Genomic DNA, 17,089 nt, shown 5'->3' with positions numbered 1-17,089 from the left:
CCGGATCTGGTCCCCTTCTTGCCGGGCAGGGCAGAGATCGTCCGATCGAGCCTTCACCCACTTTCTCCCTCGGCAGCGGTCCGTCAGACTCGGCGTCCGGCGCTAGAGTGGATTTATTATGAGCATTCCAAAAAGTGCACCCGCCTCTGTGCGCATTGATGCGTGGCTGTGGTCTATTCGCGCCTACAAGACTCGGTCCATGGCCACCGCTGCCTGCCGCGCGGGCCATGTGAAACTCAACGACGCCAATGCCAAGGCCGCACATACAGTGGTCCCAGGGGACACTATCCGTGTCCGCCAGCCCGGTTATGACAGGATCCTTGAGGTCCGCCAGCTCATCAATAAGCGTGTGGGCCCGGAAGCTGCCTCGCATTGTTTCACCGACCACACTCCCCCGCGGCCAGTCCTACCAGCACTGGGCCTGCCGCAGCGTGACCGCGGCACCGGCCGTCCCACTAAGAAGGACCGCCGCGAGATGGATAAACTCCGCGGGGACTGATCCTGCCACGGCGCTGATTGGGCCCTTCCCCAAGCTTCATGCGCCACCTCTGGGCAGCCCCATCGAGGTTACGCGCCCACCCGAAGCAATGGTTCAGCGCAGCTCGCAATAATGTACCGAAAATGGTGTCATTAAGCTCAGCCATTACCAATGCACCTGTTTTGGGCACATTAACCAGAGACGATGCTTAGGTACCTGAAATCGAGTACATAACCCCCACCTAGGTCCGAGGGACTGAATGACGATCACTTCAACTCCTACCCGGCTAGGCGCTCCTCTTCGCTGACGACGAATCGCTGTTGGAATGTCTCAGGAGGAGCTCTCCGAGCATCTGTCGATTTCGCGGTCAAAAATCAGCTCCATGGAGAACGGCCGCTTTGGCAGTACCCCGCGCAACGGGCACTTAGCTATCTGATCGAAAATGGTCTGGGCCGGGCGAGTCATTGGAACACGAACCAGAGACCACGCCGACCGAAAAACGCGGGGCACGATTCATTCCACAATTCCAGCGTTCCAAATAACGTCCGTGCACTCCGCGCTTCCTCCAAATCCACTGTGGAGGAAGCACGGAGCAGCGACTTTCAGTCCAACAACGGCAGATAACTTACGGTTTGAAGGTGCATGCCGTCAGAGAAGTCAGTACATTTCAGACAAGATCTCATCCACTGCATCCGCGTCAAAGCTCTTCGGGTCAAACACGTCGCCGTCTTCAAGACCTAGCCAGCCGCGGTATTCCTGATATTCCGGGTGGGTGGGATCAGCCATGATGACACCAATGTTTTCCCAGCCCCACACACCGCCGCTATCCTCAGCCGGCCCGGCACCCCGGCCGCCGGTGCAGCGCGCGGAGGGACCGCCGTCGTACTTCAAGACCTTCTCCACGCTAATGGCGTGGCCCCAGTTGTCACCGAAATCATAGGTGTAATCCATCTTGTCTTTCTCCTTCGACAAGATCTGACCCACCGTCACGCCGGTTTCATCGGTGGGCATGGGGTCGCCAAAATCGTACTCGGGACCCACTGGGCCATAGTCCGTGCCGTTATATCCGCCCACGCGGAACTCATGCAAGTGGCAATTCATCCAGCCAAAGGCCGCCTGGATGATGTGATGCAGTTGCGCCAAATTCATTTCGCTGCGCACAATCAGCCGACGCCACACCGGCGGCTTGGAATCCTTGAGCATGACCTTGAGCTGCACGAGGCGGGTGTTCGGCCCCGCCTCCGGCGCCGGGCCGCCAGTGCGATCGATGGCTGCCGACTCTTCCTCCTCGGGCCCGCTGAGCCCCGCCCGAATGTATGCCAGCAACGAAGGGATTGAGGGCACTAGGGGCGGCAGGACCTGAATGACCGGTTCCAGGGTGAGCAGTCCCAGCCGGGCCAGCTCGCGCGTCCGACCCTTTATGATTTCGCTGATGGGATCCGCCATCTCCAGCCCGATGTTGTCCACCAATCGCGGGATGTAGTCAATGGTGAGTCCCCCGGACTGGCAGACATCTACCAGCAGAACAGCTTGCACCAAGGCGACATCTTGGAAAAGCGGGCTCCAGTGACTCTCTCCAAGAACAGAGATCTGCAGGAACTTGTTGACAAAATCGCGCAGGATTCCAAGCCGCGCCGGATGGCCCTCCTCCAATAACTCCATTGCGAAATCAGTGGGCCGAACTTTAGTGGCACCAACCTCGATCAGCTGGCTCGCCTCCAACGCCACCCAGAACTTCATGAGGTCATCCAGGTCATTCATGGACCGGACGGTGTAGACCTGCGCATCGGGCTGATTCATGTCACGGCTGGGCTTTTCCCAGAGCTGGAAAGGAAGCGGCTTACCTCCCTTGGCCCGTAAGCCGATGGCTGCTGCGGCTCCTTCGATTTCCTTCAGTCGCAGCATGCCCGTGGAGGTCACGTCCCTGCCCTTGCCCAGCCAATGAAGGAAATTCTCCAAGTAGCGCACCAACTCGGTGCCTTCAAAGGACGCCAACTCAGCCTCCGGGGTCAGCTGAGGCGCCTCAAGCTGGGTGATTGCCTCTTCCTCACTCATATGGAACAAGTCATGAACCGCGTCGTAGTCCGCCTCCGCACCAGTCCACATGCCGGGGAGTTCTAGGAACTCGACGTAGAGATGAACGGCTTCAAAGACGAACGTAATCGCTTCCTCAGATCCGGCGCTGGCCTCATCGTAAGCGGCGTACACCACATCCAGGGCGTTTGAGAAGGGGGCCGGCTCAAACGCTGTGGCCACTGACGACGGCGCAAGATCAAAGTACGCAGCCACCAGCGCAGTGACCGGCTTCAAATACTCCATGGCAACTTCGGCCGGCATCCCGTGAGTGTCCTGGCACCAGTGAACAAATGGAGGTGTCACAGCATCCACTGCCCGCACTGCACGCCGCTGACCGACGGACATGACGCCCTGCTGCGCTGCATGGTCTTTAGACTTCTTGGCCACGGGTTTCCTTCGTTTGGCTGGCGTTCGGGTACCGATCACACATTCTATCGGGGACTGCTGGAGCCCATGGCGCCGCATGTGTGGAGGCGCGGGGCTGAGCCTCATTAGATGTCTCCAGCTCACGTAGGCGGGACTCGTCGATGTCTAGATTGCCCCACAATATCTGCCAAAACTTGGCCCAATCTTGCAAGCACTCCTTGTAAGATTTCGGTGGAACCTGCCGGAGTCCGGGGCTCCTGTATAAACTCAAGCACCGTGAGCCCGGACTGAGTAACACACAGGCAAGAGCCGCCGTCGTCCTTGAAAGAGAACGACGGCGGCCACCACATCGGTGAGAACAGCTGACTCAGTGGCTCACCCGGTGCGCGAGCGGAGGCAGGTCCCATTCGTCGTTGCTCATACGGACGATTGCCAGACTGACCATGAAGCTGGCGAACGCTGTCAGTCCCCACCCCATAGTCAGATCCAGTAGCCGGCTCGGGATGATGACGGCGGCAATGAGGTGGAAGGGCTGGGAGACCATCAAGGCGATGGCCACCCACCAGTGCACAATTCCCGCGCGGCCCAGTGCGATGCCAATAATGATCATCCCCACGATGTGCCCCACGAGCCAAATGATGCCGCTGACCGCCGCAACGTCCCCAGCTTGAAGCGCGTCACCAATGGCCACAATCTCCGATGGCGCGAAGCCACTCTCCGCCAACTGCACTACCACGTAGTCGGCATTGACGGTTGCGCCGCCTTGGGACCAGCCAACAAAGCAGAGCACAGCTCCCACCATCGCCAGAATCGGGGCGCCGCGCCGGGCAACATACGCTGCTCCCAAAACACCGCCCAATAACACCGGCATCGCCAACAGCCCCGACCACACCATGAAGCTCATGGTTCCGGGGCTTCCCAGTGCGCTGTCCACAATTGTTGCAGGGGAGTCGGTGGTCCAGTACGGCATAACGGCACGTACCAACCAGATGCTGAGCGGGCCGGCAGTCACCACCACGGCCGTCAGAATCCGCCAGAAACGGCGCAGGTCCCGAGGGCCTTGGGCCATGCTCTGCTGCTGCTTGAACTCCATTGACCGCGTCATGACATTCACCTCTCAAAAGTGTGGTGACAGGGTGTGCGCCACAATCACCAGCGTGCGCCCGTAGAGGTCTATTGCGGATCGTGGCTACCGCTGGAGAAATAACCCGTGCCAGCACGGAGTCATTGAGCGCCCAACGGATTTACACTGTGTCCATGGCGTGGGCTCGATGGGTGTCGTTGGCCGTCCTTCCGCTCGCTGCCGGGTCGTTGATTGTGGCGGCTTGGGCCGTGGCGACTGGCGTGGATGACGCTGCCCTGTCATGGCTGCTACTGAGCATTGTGATCGCCATTCCGGCCCTGATTTTCGGGCACCTGATCACGCACCGTTTTCCCCATCACGCGGTGGGGGCGCTGCTCAGTGCGGCAGGTCTGGTCATGGTGACGCTGGGCGCCAATGACACTTATCTTGCAGCGGCTCAAATTCACCCAGAGCTGCCCATCAACAACGTCCTCATGTCTTTGGCTCAAGGTAGCTGGATGGTGTTGTATTTGCCCTGGGCACTGATGTTGCTCATCTTCCCCTCGGGGCGTTTCGAGAGCCGCGGCGCGCGGCGCGCGGCTCATCGCCGGTGGCCTGGTCTTGGTTGCCATCCTCTTTTCCGTTTTGGTGGGTTTGGGACCGACCCCTTACGCCAACGAGTTTCAAGAGCAGCACCGCGGATTGGGTCCTGTGCTGGGCGCCGATGTGGCGGCTCTATCGCTGCTGCCCGTGTTTCTCCTATTGCTGGTGCTGAGCTTGCGCAACGTCATCAAACGCTTCAAGAACGCCGAACCCACGCTGAAGAACCAGATCCGTTGGCTGGCGGTGGCCGGCGCCAGCGTCCCTGGCACCTTGTTGCTGTGCTGGATCGGATACCTCATCTTCCAAGATTCCGGCGTTGTAATCCTTGGACTGGCCGCCATGAACATCGTCATTCCCATGGTGCTGGGCATGGCCGTTGTGCGCACCGTCCCGCTCGACGCCGGAAGGGTATTAGTTGCCACGGTGAGCAGCCTGATTCTGCTGGGCGGCATCGGGCTGTGGGCCCTGTTGTTGCTGCGGTGGCCCGGCGTTGAATCGTCTCCCGCCGCCGTGGTGACGGTGGCCGGCGTGGCTCTCGGAACTTTGTTTGCAGCCGGATCCAGGCCACGTTTACGCCGTGGTGTTGGGCGAATTCTCTATGCGGAGCATGAGCGTATTCTTGACGCGGTCGCCACCTTGCAGCGCCAGGTTTTCGCCAATACTGCCCGGCCCACTGAGCTGGAAGCTGTCTTGCGCAAAGCTACCCGGGATCCTGAGCTGCGGCTGGGATTTACAGCGCGCGACGGCAGTCTTCATGACGTGGCCGGCCGCCCCGTTGAGAAGCACGACGGCGTGGAAGTCAGTCTGGAGCACCGGATTGCCGGCATCATCATCCCCGGGAGGGACCTTGGCAGGGCCTTGAATGCGGAGAGCATCAAGGCACTGTTTCCACTGCTGGAAATGGCCCGCCAGCAGCTCGAACTCGCCCAAGCGCTGGCGGAAGTGGAGGCCAGCCGCGGGCGGCTACTTCTAGCCACCCACGAAGAACGACGGCGGCTGGAACGGGACCTGCACGACGGCGCACAACAGCGGCTGGTGGCCGTGGGTATGGGCTTACGGCTCATTCAGCACCACTTGCCGCCACACAGTGAGGACATTCGCGGAAAGCTCGATGTAGCTGTCACGGAGCTGGGCACCGCCGTAGCTGAACTGCGTCAGATTGCCCACGGTGTTCGGCCCAGCGCGCTCGATGATGGCCTGCCAGCAGCGCTTCGCCAGCTCAGCGGACGCTCACCCACCCCGCTACATCTGGAGATAGCCGAGCCGGTTCCGGAGTTGAGCGAAATTGTCGGCGCCACCGCCTACTTCGTCGCCTCTGAAGCCGTCCATAACGCCCTCAAACATGCCCAAGCTCAACGGGTGCAGATCGTGTTGGCGCAGCACGGCTCCTTAATCAGCTTGATGGTCAGCGACGACGGCCTTGGCGGAGCGCATTCAACGGCAGGCGGCGGACTGTCCGGGCTGAGAGATCGGGTCAACGCCGCGGGCGGCCAACTGTCTCTAACGAGCATCGCCGGTCAGGGCACCACGGTGGAGGCGATCATGCCATGCGGGTAATTCTTGCCGAGGATTCCGCCCTGTTCCGGGAAGGGCTGGTGAGTCTCGTTGAGGCTGCGGGCCACGAGGTGCTCGCAGCCGTCGCTGATGCCACCACTGCCGTTGAAAAGACCCGCGAGCTTGGCCCGGAACTGGTGATTTTTGATGTTCGCATGCCACCAGGGAACACGGACGACGGCGCGCAGGCGGCGGTGACGTTGCGTGGTGAGTTTCCACATCTAGGCATTGTGTTGCTGTCCCAGAGTCTGGAAACCAAGCACACCTCCCGGCTTATCCCGGCCGGATACTTCGCCTACCTCCTCAAAGACCGGGTTCTGGATGTGGCAGAATTTCTGGACACGCTGCAACGGGTCAAGGTTGGTGGAACAGCCCTGGATCCGGAATTGGTGTTAGAAATCATGGGGGCCGCGCGCCAAAATCAAGTCATGGAATCTCTGACCCCGCGTGAACGGGAGGTGCTGGCACTGATGGCCGAAGGCAGGACCAATCTCGGCATCGCTCAACGGCTATGGCTCACGCCCCGAACCATAGAAACGCACATCACCAATATCTTGGCCAAGCTGGACCTCGCCAACACCCCCGAAGACCACCGACGGGTGCTAGCCGTCATTGCATATCTTGGCCGCCGCGGAGGTTAATCTGCCGCTGAACCGATCGTTTCAAAAGCAGAACAGCGCAAGGTAGCGGAGCACTTAAATGCAAGGGCCGCCGTCGTACTTGAAAAAGTACGACGGCGGCCCTTGCGTTTGCGCTGTTCAGGCTTACGCCTCGACGATGATGACCGTGTAGACGGGCTTGCGGCGCAGCGCGCGGTCGGACCAGCGCAGCAGGCCGTTGGCCACAGCCTTCTCGGCGTTGGGGCCGGTCTTCTCGCCACGAAGACCGGTGATGGTCTTCTCCACGATGACGGCGGCCTTTTCAATGTCCTTAGGCGTCAAGTTGAAGCCAACGGAGAAGAATTCGGGGTCTTCTTCGATCTTGCCGGTGTCCGGGTTGACGATCAACAGAACGGTGACGGCACCGTCTTCGGCGAGGCGGATGCGATCCTGCAGCGACTCTTCAGTGGCCGCACCGGCAACCATGTTCTCGACGTAGACGTAAGCAGCCGGAACGCTGCCGGTGACCTTGGCAACGCCGTCCTTGAGGTCGATCGTGGTGCCATCTTCAACGATGAACGCGTTCTTGGGATCCACACCGGTGCGGATCGCCAATTCGGCATTCGCCTTCAGGTGGCGGTACTCACCGTGAACCGGCATGACGTTCTTGGGGCGGACCAAGTTGTAGCAGTACACGAGTTCGCCGGCACTGGCGTGACCGGAGACGTGCACCTTGGCGTTGCCCTTGTGAATAACGTTGGCGCCCTGCTTGGTGAGATCGTTGATCAGACGGTAGATCGAGGACTCGTTACCGGGGACCAGCGAGCTGGCCAGCAGTACGGTGTCGCCGTCGGTCAGGTTGATCTGGTGGTCACCGTTGGCCATGCGGGCCAGGGCGGCCATGGGCTCACCCTGTGAACCGGTGCAGATCAGCACGGCCTTTTCGGGGGCCATCTTTTCCAGTTCCTTGGCATCAACGAGCATGCCGCGCGGGATCTTCAAGTAGCCCAGTTCGCGCGCAGTGGTCATGTTGCGGACCATGGAACGGCCAACGAACGCAATCTTGCGGTTGTACTTGTGAGCAGAATCGATGATCTGCTGAATGCGGTGCACGTGGCTGGCGAAGCTGGAGACAATAACGCGGCGCGGTGCCGTGCGCATGACCTGGTCAATGGCCGGGATCAGGTCCGCTTCAGCGGCCAGGAAGCCGGGAACTTCGGCGTTGGTGGAGTCAGGCAGGAACAGGTCCACGCCTTCTTCGCCCAAGCGAGCAAATCCAGCGAGGTCGGTGATGCGCTTATCCAGTGGGAACTGGTCCATCTTGAAGTCGCCAGTTTCCAGCACCAGGCCGGCAGGCGTACGGATGGCAACAGCCAGACCGTCCGGGATGGAGTGGTTGACGGCCAGGAATTCAACGTCGAACGGGCCGAACTTACGCCGGTCGCCTTCCTTGACCTGGATCATCTTGCCCTTGATGCGGTGTTCTTCAAGCTTGGTCTTCAGGAAGGCCAGGGTCAGCTTGGCGGAGATGACGGGGATGTCGCCGCGGTGCTTGAGCAGGTACGGGACACCACCAATGTGGTCCTCATGGCCGTGGGTCAGCACCAGGCCCACCACGTCCTGCCAGCGGTTCTTCAAGTACGAGAAGTCCGGCAGAATCAAGTCAACGCCGGGGTGGTGATCTTCAGGGAAGAGCACGCCGCAGTCAACGATCAGCAACTTTCCCGCGTATTCGAAGACGGTCATGTTACGGCCAATTTCGCCCAAGCCACCCAGAGCGACGATGCGCATTGCACCTTCGGCGAGGGCGGGAGGGGTCTGGCGGGCAGTTCTTCTCATGGGTTCCAAACTTTGTTCTGTTGTAGGCGGCCGGCGGCGACGATGCGCTACCTTACTTGTGCGACGCATTCGGATAAAAAAGCTAGTCCGGTGTCGCTAAAATTTAGGGGGATTGCTCCACCCCTGATTTTAGCACCGCGGCACTATAGCTAACGCCACGCGCTGGCACCGGATTTTAAGCACGACGCCGGCCCCTGGCTTTTGATAGCGCAGCTAGGTTAAGCGGTGGTTGGCTTCCATCCGATCCCTGACCAAGAACTCAGGTGTGGCGCCCTATTTTTACCGATTCAGCTGTGTACCGATGCAGTTCCAATACCTGCAGAGCATCCACCTGCTGCTGCGCGATCGAGCGCATGGCCTGAGCTGGCACCCACCCAAGAGGAATGGAATGAGGGAGACCAAGAGTAGAGAGCTGGCGGTACCTAGAAGGCGAATGGACGTCCGCATTTTGGCGGTGAAAGGTACCTCCAGCTGGCCCGTCGCTGGCCGGGAATCTCGCACCACTAGTGGGGGCAGTTTTGTTCGATTGTTCGCCCCAATGGATCTGAGAGGTAGCCGGTTGCGGGGTCTATTCCTGCGAAGAAGTCACGAATGGAGGCAATGTGCTGTTCGTGACTGATCTCATTGCTACTGCTACCCAGGCTGAAGGCGCTGAAACCATAGCCGTTGTTGGGCCCCGAGATCCATTCATAGTGCGCGGACCCATCGTCGTCGCGTTGGCGCACGGTGAACGCCTCACCCCTTAGAGCTCCCAGCCGAACCCTAGCTGTTGGGCATCCAGCCAATGGCCGGAGCAATATGCTCGGCAATATTCGCCAACATCTTGGTGTTGTAAGCAACCCCGAGCTGGTTCGGAACGGTCAGCATCAGTGTATCCGCTGCCTGAACGGCGGCATCGGCAGCCAAGTCGCGGGCAATCTCCGCCGGGTCTCCCATATAACTCTTGCCAAAACGGGACAGCAGCCCGTCAATCATGCCCACCTGGTCCTTATTATCTGCTTGGGCGCGCAGACCGAAGTACATGCGGTCAACATCATCCACCACTGGGATGATGCTGCGGCTGACCGACACCCGCGGTGTAAAACCGTGCCCGGCCGCAGCCCACTCGTCGCGGAATAGCTGGATCTGCTCGGCCTGCAGCTGATCGAAAGGCACACCGGTGTCCTCGGTGAGCAGCGTTGAACTCATCAAGTTCATGCCTTGACGAGCAGCCCAAACGGCCGTGGCCCGTGATCCTGCACCCCACCAAATACGCTCAGACAAACCCGGTGACTGCGGTTCAATGCGCAGCAGCCGCTCCCCACCCATGGAGACACGTTCGCCAGGCTCAGCGATGCCGGCACCAGAAATAGCATGGCGGAATGTTGCTGTGTGGCGCCGCGCCATGTCCGCTTCCGTTTCACCGTCGAGCGGGAAATGCCCAAAGTCTGCTGCGCCGTTGGCTGCGGGCTCGGGTGAACCGCGGCTCACTCCGATCTGCAGTCGGCCATCGCTGATGAGATCTGTTGCGGCGGCCTGTTCAGCCATATAGAGCGGGTTTTCGTACCGCATATCAATGACGCCGGTGCCAATTTCAATCCGGCTGGTGCGGGCGGCAATGGCTGCCATCAAAGGGAACGGCGCCGCCTGTTGACGGGCAAAGTGGTGGACACGGAAGAACGCGCCGTCAATGCCAAGCTCCTCGGCGGCGACCGCAAGGTCAATGGCCTGGTGCAGGGCGTCAGCCGCCGAGTTGGTTTGGGAGCCTCGGCCCGTTCCGTAATGCCCGAAGGAGAGGAACCCAATGCGCTTCTTAAAGTTAGTTTCCATGTTGGTCACAACAGGAAACGCAGCTCGCCTATTCCATACATATGCATCTAGCCGGTCCGTGTCTCACAGCGGGCACTAGTGCTTTTTGACGCTGTCAGCTCGGCGATAATGCATGGCTAGGGCACCGTTACTCATCGGCTCCGCCGAGATTAGATCAAGGCGTCGGGTGCTGGGCAGTCCACCTTGGTACAGGGTAGGTCCGTGGCCAGCGATCATAGGATGGACGAGGATTTTGTACTCGTCAATCAGTTCCAGCCGGTCAAGCTCTGTTGCTAGTGTGCCGCTACCCACCAGCACCCCGTTGGGTGTTTGATCTTTGAGTTCTTGCACCGCCGCGCGCAACTCACCCTTGACGTGGTGGCTGTTGGTCCACGGGAAATCGTTGCGCGTCGCCGACACCACGTACTTTGGTTTTTCCTCCAACTTAAGCGCCCACTCGCGCATCGCTGGTGGTGCATCGACATCGCCGTGGGCCACCGCCGGCCAGTAGCTCTCCATCAACTCGTACGCAGTTCGGCCCCAGAGCATTGCGCCGCTCTCATCCATCAGGCGTGTGAAATGCGCGTGCGTCTCGTCATCGGCAATTCCTTCTAGGTGGTCGGTGCAACCATCCAAAGTGACATTGATGCTGAACGTTAGAAGACCCATGCTGTATTTCCTCCTCGACCAAAGACTCGGCCACGAGCCGTGATGGACACTAGCGCTTCTTGGCGATGTGAGCCTCTGCATCCCCCTCTGGGAACGTTACGCCGCTTTCCGCAAGCTCAACAAGGCCCGGGCAGAGTCCCTTGCAGACACCACCGCCAGAGGGCGAGGCATCAGGCGTCCTGCCGCCACGAGTTCCACAGCGCCGCATAGGAACCGTCCTGCGCCAAAAGTTCATCGTGCGAGCCAAGCTCGGTGATCCGCCCCTTTTCCACCACGGCGACCCGATCGGCGTCGTGCGCGGTGTGCAAACGGTGCGCGATCGCAATCACTGTCCGCCCCTCCAACACGGCACTGAGCGAGAACTCCAGATCCCGGGCAGCCTGCGGATCAATGAGTGAGGTGGCTTCATCCAGCACCAGCGTGTGCGGATCAGCCAACACCAGCCGGGCCAGCGCCAACTCCTGCGCCTGAGCCGGTGTCAACGTGTGTGAACCCGAGCCCACCTCAGTAGCCAAGCCTTTGGGGAGAGCGCGCACCCAAGCTAAAGATCCGACGTCGGACAGGGCCTTTTCAATCTCAGCGTCACTGGCGTTGGCATTACCTAGGCGTACGTTATCGGCCAGGGTCCCCACAAACACGTGGTGTTCCTGAGTCACGAGTGCCACCTCGCCCCGCAATTCATCCAGCGGCCGGTCCACCAAGGGAACCCCGCCCACCGTGACCGAACCGGAGGTGGGGCCATGGATGCCCGCCAGTAAACGGCCCAGCGTGGACTTGCCTGCACCGGACGGGCCCACCATGGCCAGCCGCTCCCCTTGCCGCAACGTCAGGTCAATACCGTGCAGCACATTGTGCCCGGGGCGGTAGGCGTAGCGGGCGTCATCCACCACCAGCAAATCGTCGGCGGGAACGGCGTCCGTGGCGATGCGGTCAGCCTTGACATCGCGAATACCCACAATGCGGGCCAGCGAGGACGCGCCCACCTGGATCTCATCAATCCACATGATCAAGGTGTCCACGGGGTCAATGAGCTGCATGGCGTACAGCGCAACGGTGGCCACCATGCCTGTGGTCACCAGATCCTGCGAGGACAGCCAGCCACCCCACATCAGCACCCCGGCCACTGGCAGCCAGAAGGAGAGTTCGGCGACGGGGAACAGCACAGTGCGCAGGCCCAATGTGTACTTTTCACGTTCAAAGCAGTTGCGCAGAGCCGCATCGATCCGGTCGCGGCGATGCTGGCCCAGACTCAGCGCATCGACCGTGCGCGCGCCCTCAATGGTCTCGGTGATGGCCCCGTTGAGACCAGCGTAGCTCTCCCGCTCGGCCAAATAGCCGGGGGTGGCGCGCTTGAGATACCAGCGCGTGACTGGCACCAGCATCGGCACTCCAATGAGCAGCGCCACGGCGACCAAGGGGCTCGTGAGCACCGCCGCGACCACCGTCAGCACAATGGTTGCCACCGAAACCAACACCTGCGGCACGCCAAAGCGGACCGTGTGCGAGACCGCGTCCACGTCATTGGTGGTACGCGAAACCAAATCACCGGTGCCCGCTTTTTCCACCGTTGACAGCGGCAACGAGGTGACTTGCTCCATGAATTCCTCGCGCAGCTGGGCAAAGACTTTCTCACCCAAGATCATGCCCTTGCGCCGCGCCCACCTAGCCAGCACTGTCTGGACAATGACGAAGCCCGCAAGTGCCAGCGCCACCAGGGCTACGAACCCCGTGGTGGTGCCAACGCTGATCGCATCCACCAGCCGGCCTAGCAGGAACGGTCCTGCCAGTCCCGCAACGGCAGCAACACCGTAGAGGCCCACTACTCCAGCGAGCGGTTTTTTATGCATGCCGATCAGGCGCAAACCCTCGGCCTTGACTTCGGCGGTATTTGCCACGGGAAGCTTTGTTTCAGCCATTAGTTGTCCCCTCCGTGGGCGCCGTTGCTGTTGGTGTTGCTGTTGGTGTTGGCATGTTCGACGCCGTTGCTTGCCTCGACGCTTGACACATCCTCCGCTGTGGTTGCGCCGTGCCCGTCCATGCCTTCACCGCGGAGGACCACTTTGCGGTAGTCGGGCACGGTATCGAGCAAGTGCCGGTGCGTTCCTTGCGCTACTAACGCTCCATCCTGCAAGAAAGCCACTGTGTCCATGGCGCTCAGCAGGAGTGGACTGGCCGAGACCACCACAGTGGTGCGCCCCGGGGTGTTGCGGCTGCGGCGCAGCGCGGTGGCAATACGGGATTCGGTGTGGGCGTCAACCGCGCTAGTGGGTTCAATCAGCACCAACACCTCGGCTTCGGTCAACATGGCGCGCGCCAACGTCAGGCGTTGACGCTGTCCACCAGAGAAGCTGCGACCCTTCTCCGTCACCTCATCATTCAAACCGTCTTCCAGCCCGTCAAAGACGTCGGCGGCACTGGCCACCTCAATGGCCTCCATGATTTCGGCGTCTGAATGAGACCCGGTGGGATCCAGTTCCTCGCGCAGGGTCCCCGTGAAGAGCTGAGGCTCGGCATCGGAGACCACAATCCGTGAGCGCACCTCGCGCAGCGGCATCATGTGTAGAGCTTCTTCACCCCACCGCACTTGCGCCTCGCGCAGCACAGCATCTTCAAAACGGCCCAACCGCCGGGCCAGCGCTGCCGAATGCTCAGGATCGCCGGAGACAATGGCACTGAGCCCGCCAGGAGAAACCATCACGCCCGTCACCGAATCAACCAGAGCGCTAGGCGCCGACGGTGCGGGAACTGTTGTCTCGGCGTCGTGCACGGCAGAGGGTGTTTTCAACACATCAATGATGCGTTTGGCGCCGACGTGGGCGCGGATGAAGCGTGAGACGGCGTCGGCGGCGGTGCGGATGGGCGAGACCAGGAAGACCGCGTAGCCATAAAGCGCCACGAGCTGACCGGCCTCGATCTGCCCCGACACGGCCTGCAGAGCGCCAATCCAGGTGAAGGCGACGCTGAAGACACCCACCACGAATACCTGCGCGGCATCCAGATCAGCCAGCGAATAAGCCACCTTGTTTCCGGCCAGCTGTGTTGCCCGCGAGCGCTCCCGGTAGCGCTCAACGAAGATGTGCTCGCCGCCAATGCCACGCAAAACACGCAGCCCGGCAACGGTGTCGGCGCCGAGAGCGGTCATTTGCCCGGACGCTTCACGCTGATCCTTCTGGCGCCGTTGAAGCGGGCGGATCACGAACAACAGTCCGGCACCGCACAATGGCACGCCAAGCAGAACCACCAAGCCAAGTTCCCAGGACGATTGGAAGACAAGGTAGGAGACCAAGAGGTAACCCACCACAGATCCGGCCAGACGCGCCACAACATCAAAGATTTCGCCAATGCGCATGGCATCGGAGGCGCTGGTGGAAACCACCTCGCCGGTGGAGAACTTTTGCGGCAGGGCGTCACCGCTACGGGTGACTTTATAACCCACCACCTGTGAGGAACGGTACGCCGCTTGCATCCAGTTGCTCACGGCGGCACGGTGGCGCAGGGTGGTTGAGATTGACTGGATGATGGTGAGTCCCACCAGCAGGCCAACCCAAACGCTTAAGTTGCGGAAGTTTCCGGGCAGAATCCCCTGGTCAATCGCTTGGCCCAAAATGTAGGGCGTCAGCGCCTGGCACACTGTCCAGATGGAGCCGTAGAAGATCCCCAGCCACAGCGTGCCACGTTGGGCACCCGCCAGCCACAGGAGATATCGGCCCGGCGAACGGAGGTCCGGTTTTTTGGCGGATTTGTAAGGAAACGAGCGCACTACGGCCTTCTAACGGAAGTTGTGGATGTGGCAGGCAGGTCAGGCGCGATCCGGCAATCCGCTGTCAAATGCGGAAGCGATCGGCGCGGGCGGGGCTGCGTTATCTATCTCACAATCATTTACCCTAGTGCACGCGCCCACCCCAAACCAACATGAACCCACATTCTTTGCACGGGCTCGGCTTTGAAACCCGCCGGCAGGCCCCCACGTGAGGACGCTTGGCCGGTTCGAGGAAGAACTGGCCAACGTTGAGCAGGACTGGACGGGTACAGACCGAAGGCCGTGCGGGTGATTCTTCATCGTTCCCACACGGCCTTCGGCCAAGTTAGCCGTTCCAAAAGGCTACTAGCTGAGGGAATCTACGCGGTCATCAACGATCCCCCGCGCTGATCCCCACCCGGCAAGGACAGCTTTCACCACGCCGTTCTTTTCAGTATCCAGCGCATCCACATAAGCAGCCTGCAGCACATCGTCAATGCGTACCCGCTGGCCAGTCTCGGCGGACAGCACGGCCGCCTCCACCATGGCCAGCGAGTGGAGATTGGAGTGAACCTGGCCATCAGGAACCGTTCCAGTGCGGAGCGCGCTGACAAATTCAGCCAGCGAACCGTCAATCTGCTCAGGGCCATCGGAGGCCGCCGGAACGGCAAGCTTTCCGCCAGCCGCATCGCGAGCCGCAACAACAGGAGCCTGATCGCCGTCCCAGAGCGCAGTGCCGCGTTCTCCGTTGACCCGCCACGATCCATTCCATGACGTCTCCGCCCCATCGGCGCACCACGAGCCCGAGTACACATAACGAAGACCACTGGAGAACTCAAAGATGGCGGTAGCTGCGGCGTCGTCCTTGTACCAACTCCAGACCGGATTGAACTCCTCGCAGTACACACTCACCGGATCCTGCCCCGTCAGGTAACGGACCACATCGAAGGGGTGGATGGCCATGTCCAGCAGCAAGACGTGGTCCATTTCCTCGCGGAAGCCGCCAAAATGCGGTGCCTTGAAGAATTCGGTGGTGATGACACCAATCTCACCCAGATCGCCCGTGACCTCCTTGAGTTGGGCCAGCGAGTTGAAGTAGCGCCGGGACTGGCTAATCATCAGCAGTTGACCGCTAGCCTGCGAACTTGCCGCCAGCGACAGCGCCTGAGCGACGGTGGGCGCGGCCGGCTTCTCGCACAGCACCGGCAGGCCAGCAAACATGGCCTCGACGTTGACCGGGTGGTGGGCCACGGGAACAGTGACATTGACGACGGCGTGCGCACCCGTTGCGGCGGCAATCTCGCCGACACTGGTACCCACCGCTACGCCCTCGATACCCTTTTCTGCGAGCGCGGCGCGGGCGGTGTCCATGTTGAGGTCAACCAATCCCACCAGTTCAACGTCGGGGTTAGCGTTGATCGCGTCAATCCAGGCCTTGCCCATGCCGCCTGCGCCGACTTGGACCAGCCGGAGCGGACCGGGGGTGTTCAGGATGGGGAAGGCCGTCACTGTGAGATAGCTCCTTGGTAGCCCTGGCCGTTGTAGAAATCTTCGGTGTCATAGCGCAACAGCACAGGCTCGGCACGTTCGGGGCGAAGGGTCTTGGCCCACTGCACGCCGTTGGAAATGACCTTGCGGATTTCCTTCTGGTGATAGACCGGGTAGTCCTGATCGCCGGGGCTAAAGAAGAAGATCTTGCCGAAACCGCGGCGGTACGTCATGCCGCTGCGGAACACTTCTCCACCAGTGAAGGTGGAGAGGAAGATGAGCTCGTCCGGGGCAGGCACGTCGAAGTATTCGCCGTACATTTCCTGGGCCGGGATGATGAAGGGGTGTGGCACGCCTTGGGCGATGGGGTGGGTGGGGTCAACGGTCCACACCAGTTCGCGGTCCTGCTCCGAGCGCCAGCGCAGGGTGCAGGAGGTACCCATGAGCTTGCCGAAGATCTTAGACCAGTGCCCGGAATGCAGCACCAGCAAACCCATACCTGCCAGGACGTGCTTGTGCACACGCTCAACCACCTCGTCACTGACTTCGTCGTGGGCGGCGTGACCCCACCAGACCAATACATCTGTGGCGGCAAGGACTTCCTCGGTGAGTCCGTGTTCGGGATCATCCAAGGTCACCGTGGTGACCTGCGCATCGGAGCCCAGGTTCTCTTCAATGCCCTCCTTAATGGTGGTGTGCATGCCGTGCGGGTAAATGTCCCGGACTTTCTGCTCCACTTGCTCGTGCCGATTCTCTCCCCAGACAAGCACTTTGATGGGGGTTACGGGGCTGGTGATTCCAGACATTGTCATCGCTTTCTTCATGGT

General features: G+C 60.8%; 14 protein-coding genes. 5 read left to right on the top strand and 9 right to left on the bottom strand.

What is annotated here, in order from left to right; genetic code table 11:
* Positions 1 to 118 precede the first annotated feature (118 nt).
* Both ACX80D_RS15855 and ACX80D_RS15850 read left to right on the top strand, forming a co-directional pair.
* Positions 119 to 499, top strand: coding sequence for an RNA-binding S4 domain-containing protein (locus ACX80D_RS15855; RefSeq protein ID WP_459323835.1), 381 nt, complete (start codon positions 119 to 121; stop codon positions 497 to 499).
* A 292-nt stretch (positions 500 to 791) separates the two neighbouring features.
* A complete protein-coding gene (locus tag ACX80D_RS15850) occupies positions 792 to 914 on the top strand; it encodes a helix-turn-helix domain-containing protein (protein WP_459323838.1) in 123 nt (40 codons plus the stop codon).
* A 221-nt stretch (positions 915 to 1,135) separates the two neighbouring features.
* On the opposite strand, the gene ACX80D_RS15845 is transcribed toward ACX80D_RS15850, so the two are convergent.
* Together ACX80D_RS15845 and ACX80D_RS15840 are read right to left on the bottom strand one after the other, a co-directional pair.
* A complete protein-coding gene (locus ACX80D_RS15845) occupies positions 1,136 to 2,941 on the bottom strand; it encodes a plasmid pRiA4b ORF-3 family protein (RefSeq protein ID WP_459323834.1) in 1,806 nt (601 codons plus the stop codon).
* A gap of 346 nt (positions 2,942 to 3,287) precedes the next feature.
* Positions 3,288 to 4,025, bottom strand: coding sequence for a hypothetical protein (locus ACX80D_RS15840; RefSeq protein WP_459323833.1), 738 nt, complete (start codon positions 4,023 to 4,025; stop codon positions 3,288 to 3,290).
* A 579-nt stretch (positions 4,026 to 4,604) separates the two neighbouring features.
* Here ACX80D_RS15840 and ACX80D_RS15835 point away from each other — a divergent pair.
* Positions 4,605 to 6,143 carry a sensor histidine kinase gene (locus ACX80D_RS15835; RefSeq protein ID WP_459323832.1) on the top strand — a complete coding sequence of 513 codons (1,539 nt, stop codon included), beginning with the start codon at positions 4,605 to 4,607 and terminating at the stop codon, positions 6,141 to 6,143.
* Positions 6,134 to 6,781, top strand: coding sequence for a LuxR C-terminal-related transcriptional regulator (locus ACX80D_RS15830; protein WP_459323831.1), 648 nt, complete (start codon positions 6,134 to 6,136; stop codon positions 6,779 to 6,781). Before ACX80D_RS15835 ends, ACX80D_RS15830 begins: the two co-directional genes overlap by 10 nt.
* Before the next feature lie 123 nt (positions 6,782 to 6,904).
* Here ACX80D_RS15830 and ACX80D_RS15825 read toward each other — a convergent pair whose 3' ends face one another.
* Positions 6,905 to 8,578 carry a ribonuclease J gene (locus ACX80D_RS15825; protein WP_363841923.1) on the bottom strand — a complete coding sequence of 558 codons (1,674 nt, stop codon included), beginning with the start codon at positions 8,576 to 8,578 and terminating at the stop codon, positions 6,905 to 6,907.
* A 611-nt stretch (positions 8,579 to 9,189) separates the two neighbouring features.
* On the opposite strand from ACX80D_RS15825, the gene ACX80D_RS15820 reads away from it, so the two are divergent.
* Positions 9,190 to 9,324, top strand: a complete 135-nt coding sequence (locus tag ACX80D_RS15820; RefSeq protein WP_459323830.1) for a hypothetical protein — start codon at positions 9,190 to 9,192, stop codon at positions 9,322 to 9,324.
* A gap of 16 nt (positions 9,325 to 9,340) precedes the next feature.
* Here the strand turns inward: ACX80D_RS15820 and ACX80D_RS15815 are convergent, their stop codons facing one another.
* The 6 genes from ACX80D_RS15815 to ACX80D_RS15790 all read right to left on the bottom strand — a co-directional run bounded on the left by ACX80D_RS15815 (position 9,341) and on the right by ACX80D_RS15790 (position 17,074).
* Entirely contained in the window at positions 9,341 to 10,387 is a 1,047-nt protein-coding gene (locus tag ACX80D_RS15815; RefSeq protein WP_459323829.1) for an LLM class flavin-dependent oxidoreductase, read from the bottom strand.
* A gap of 75 nt (positions 10,388 to 10,462) precedes the next feature.
* The gene (locus ACX80D_RS15810; protein ID WP_459323828.1) at positions 10,463 to 11,035 is read right to left on the bottom strand and encodes a dihydrofolate reductase family protein; all 573 of its coding nucleotides are present in this window, start codon (positions 11,033 to 11,035) and stop codon (positions 10,463 to 10,465) included.
* Positions 11,036 to 11,205: 170 nt separating this feature from the next.
* Positions 11,206 to 12,951 (bottom strand): ABC transporter ATP-binding protein, encoded by a 1,746-nt coding sequence (locus ACX80D_RS15805; RefSeq protein WP_459323827.1) that lies wholly within the window; start codon positions 12,949 to 12,951, stop codon positions 11,206 to 11,208.
* Positions 12,951 to 14,795 carry an ABC transporter ATP-binding protein gene (locus ACX80D_RS15800; RefSeq protein ID WP_459323826.1) on the bottom strand — a complete coding sequence of 615 codons (1,845 nt, stop codon included), beginning with the start codon at positions 14,793 to 14,795 and terminating at the stop codon, positions 12,951 to 12,953. The genes ACX80D_RS15805 and ACX80D_RS15800 overlap by 1 nt, the downstream gene beginning before the upstream one ends.
* 345 nt (positions 14,796 to 15,140) lie before the next feature.
* A complete protein-coding gene (locus ACX80D_RS15795) occupies positions 15,141 to 16,283 on the bottom strand; it encodes a Gfo/Idh/MocA family protein (RefSeq protein ID WP_459323825.1) in 1,143 nt (380 codons plus the stop codon).
* Positions 16,280 to 17,074, bottom strand: a complete 795-nt coding sequence (locus ACX80D_RS15790) for a ThuA domain-containing protein (protein ID WP_459323824.1) — start codon at positions 17,072 to 17,074, stop codon at positions 16,280 to 16,282. The genes ACX80D_RS15795 and ACX80D_RS15790 overlap by 4 nt, the downstream gene beginning before the upstream one ends.
* Positions 17,075 to 17,089 lie beyond the last annotated feature (15 nt).

The organism is Arthrobacter sp. Sr24, from assembly GCF_054511175.1.
Note: the sequence above shows the minus strand (reverse complement) of the source record. Positions and strands in the feature narration are given on the sequence as shown.

What these genes read in the sequence shown, in the direction of transcription:
- ACX80D_RS15855 (WP_459323835.1), top strand. Translation starts at nt 119, where the DNA reads ATGAGCATTCCAAAAAGTGCACCCGCCTCTGTGCGCATTGATGCGTGG.
- ACX80D_RS15840 (WP_459323833.1), bottom strand. Translation starts at nt 4,025, where the DNA reads ATGACGCGGTCAATGGAGTTCAAGCAGCAGCAGAGCATGGCCCAAGGC.
- ACX80D_RS15830 (WP_459323831.1), top strand. Translation starts at nt 6,134, where the DNA reads ATGCGGGTAATTCTTGCCGAGGATTCCGCCCTGTTCCGGGAAGGGCTG.
- ACX80D_RS15825 (WP_363841923.1), bottom strand. Translation starts at nt 8,578, where the DNA reads ATGAGAAGAACTGCCCGCCAGACCCCTCCCGCCCTCGCCGAAGGTGCA.
- ACX80D_RS15815 (WP_459323829.1), bottom strand. Translation starts at nt 10,387, where the DNA reads ATGGAAACTAACTTTAAGAAGCGCATTGGGTTCCTCTCCTTCGGGCAT.
- ACX80D_RS15810 (WP_459323828.1), bottom strand. Translation starts at nt 11,035, where the DNA reads ATGGGTCTTCTAACGTTCAGCATCAATGTCACTTTGGATGGTTGCACC.
- ACX80D_RS15805 (WP_459323827.1), bottom strand. Translation starts at nt 12,951, where the DNA reads ATGGCTGAAACAAAGCTTCCCGTGGCAAATACCGCCGAAGTCAAGGCC.
- ACX80D_RS15790 (WP_459323824.1), bottom strand. Translation starts at nt 17,074, where the DNA reads ATGACAATGTCTGGAATCACCAGCCCCGTAACCCCCATCAAAGTGCTT.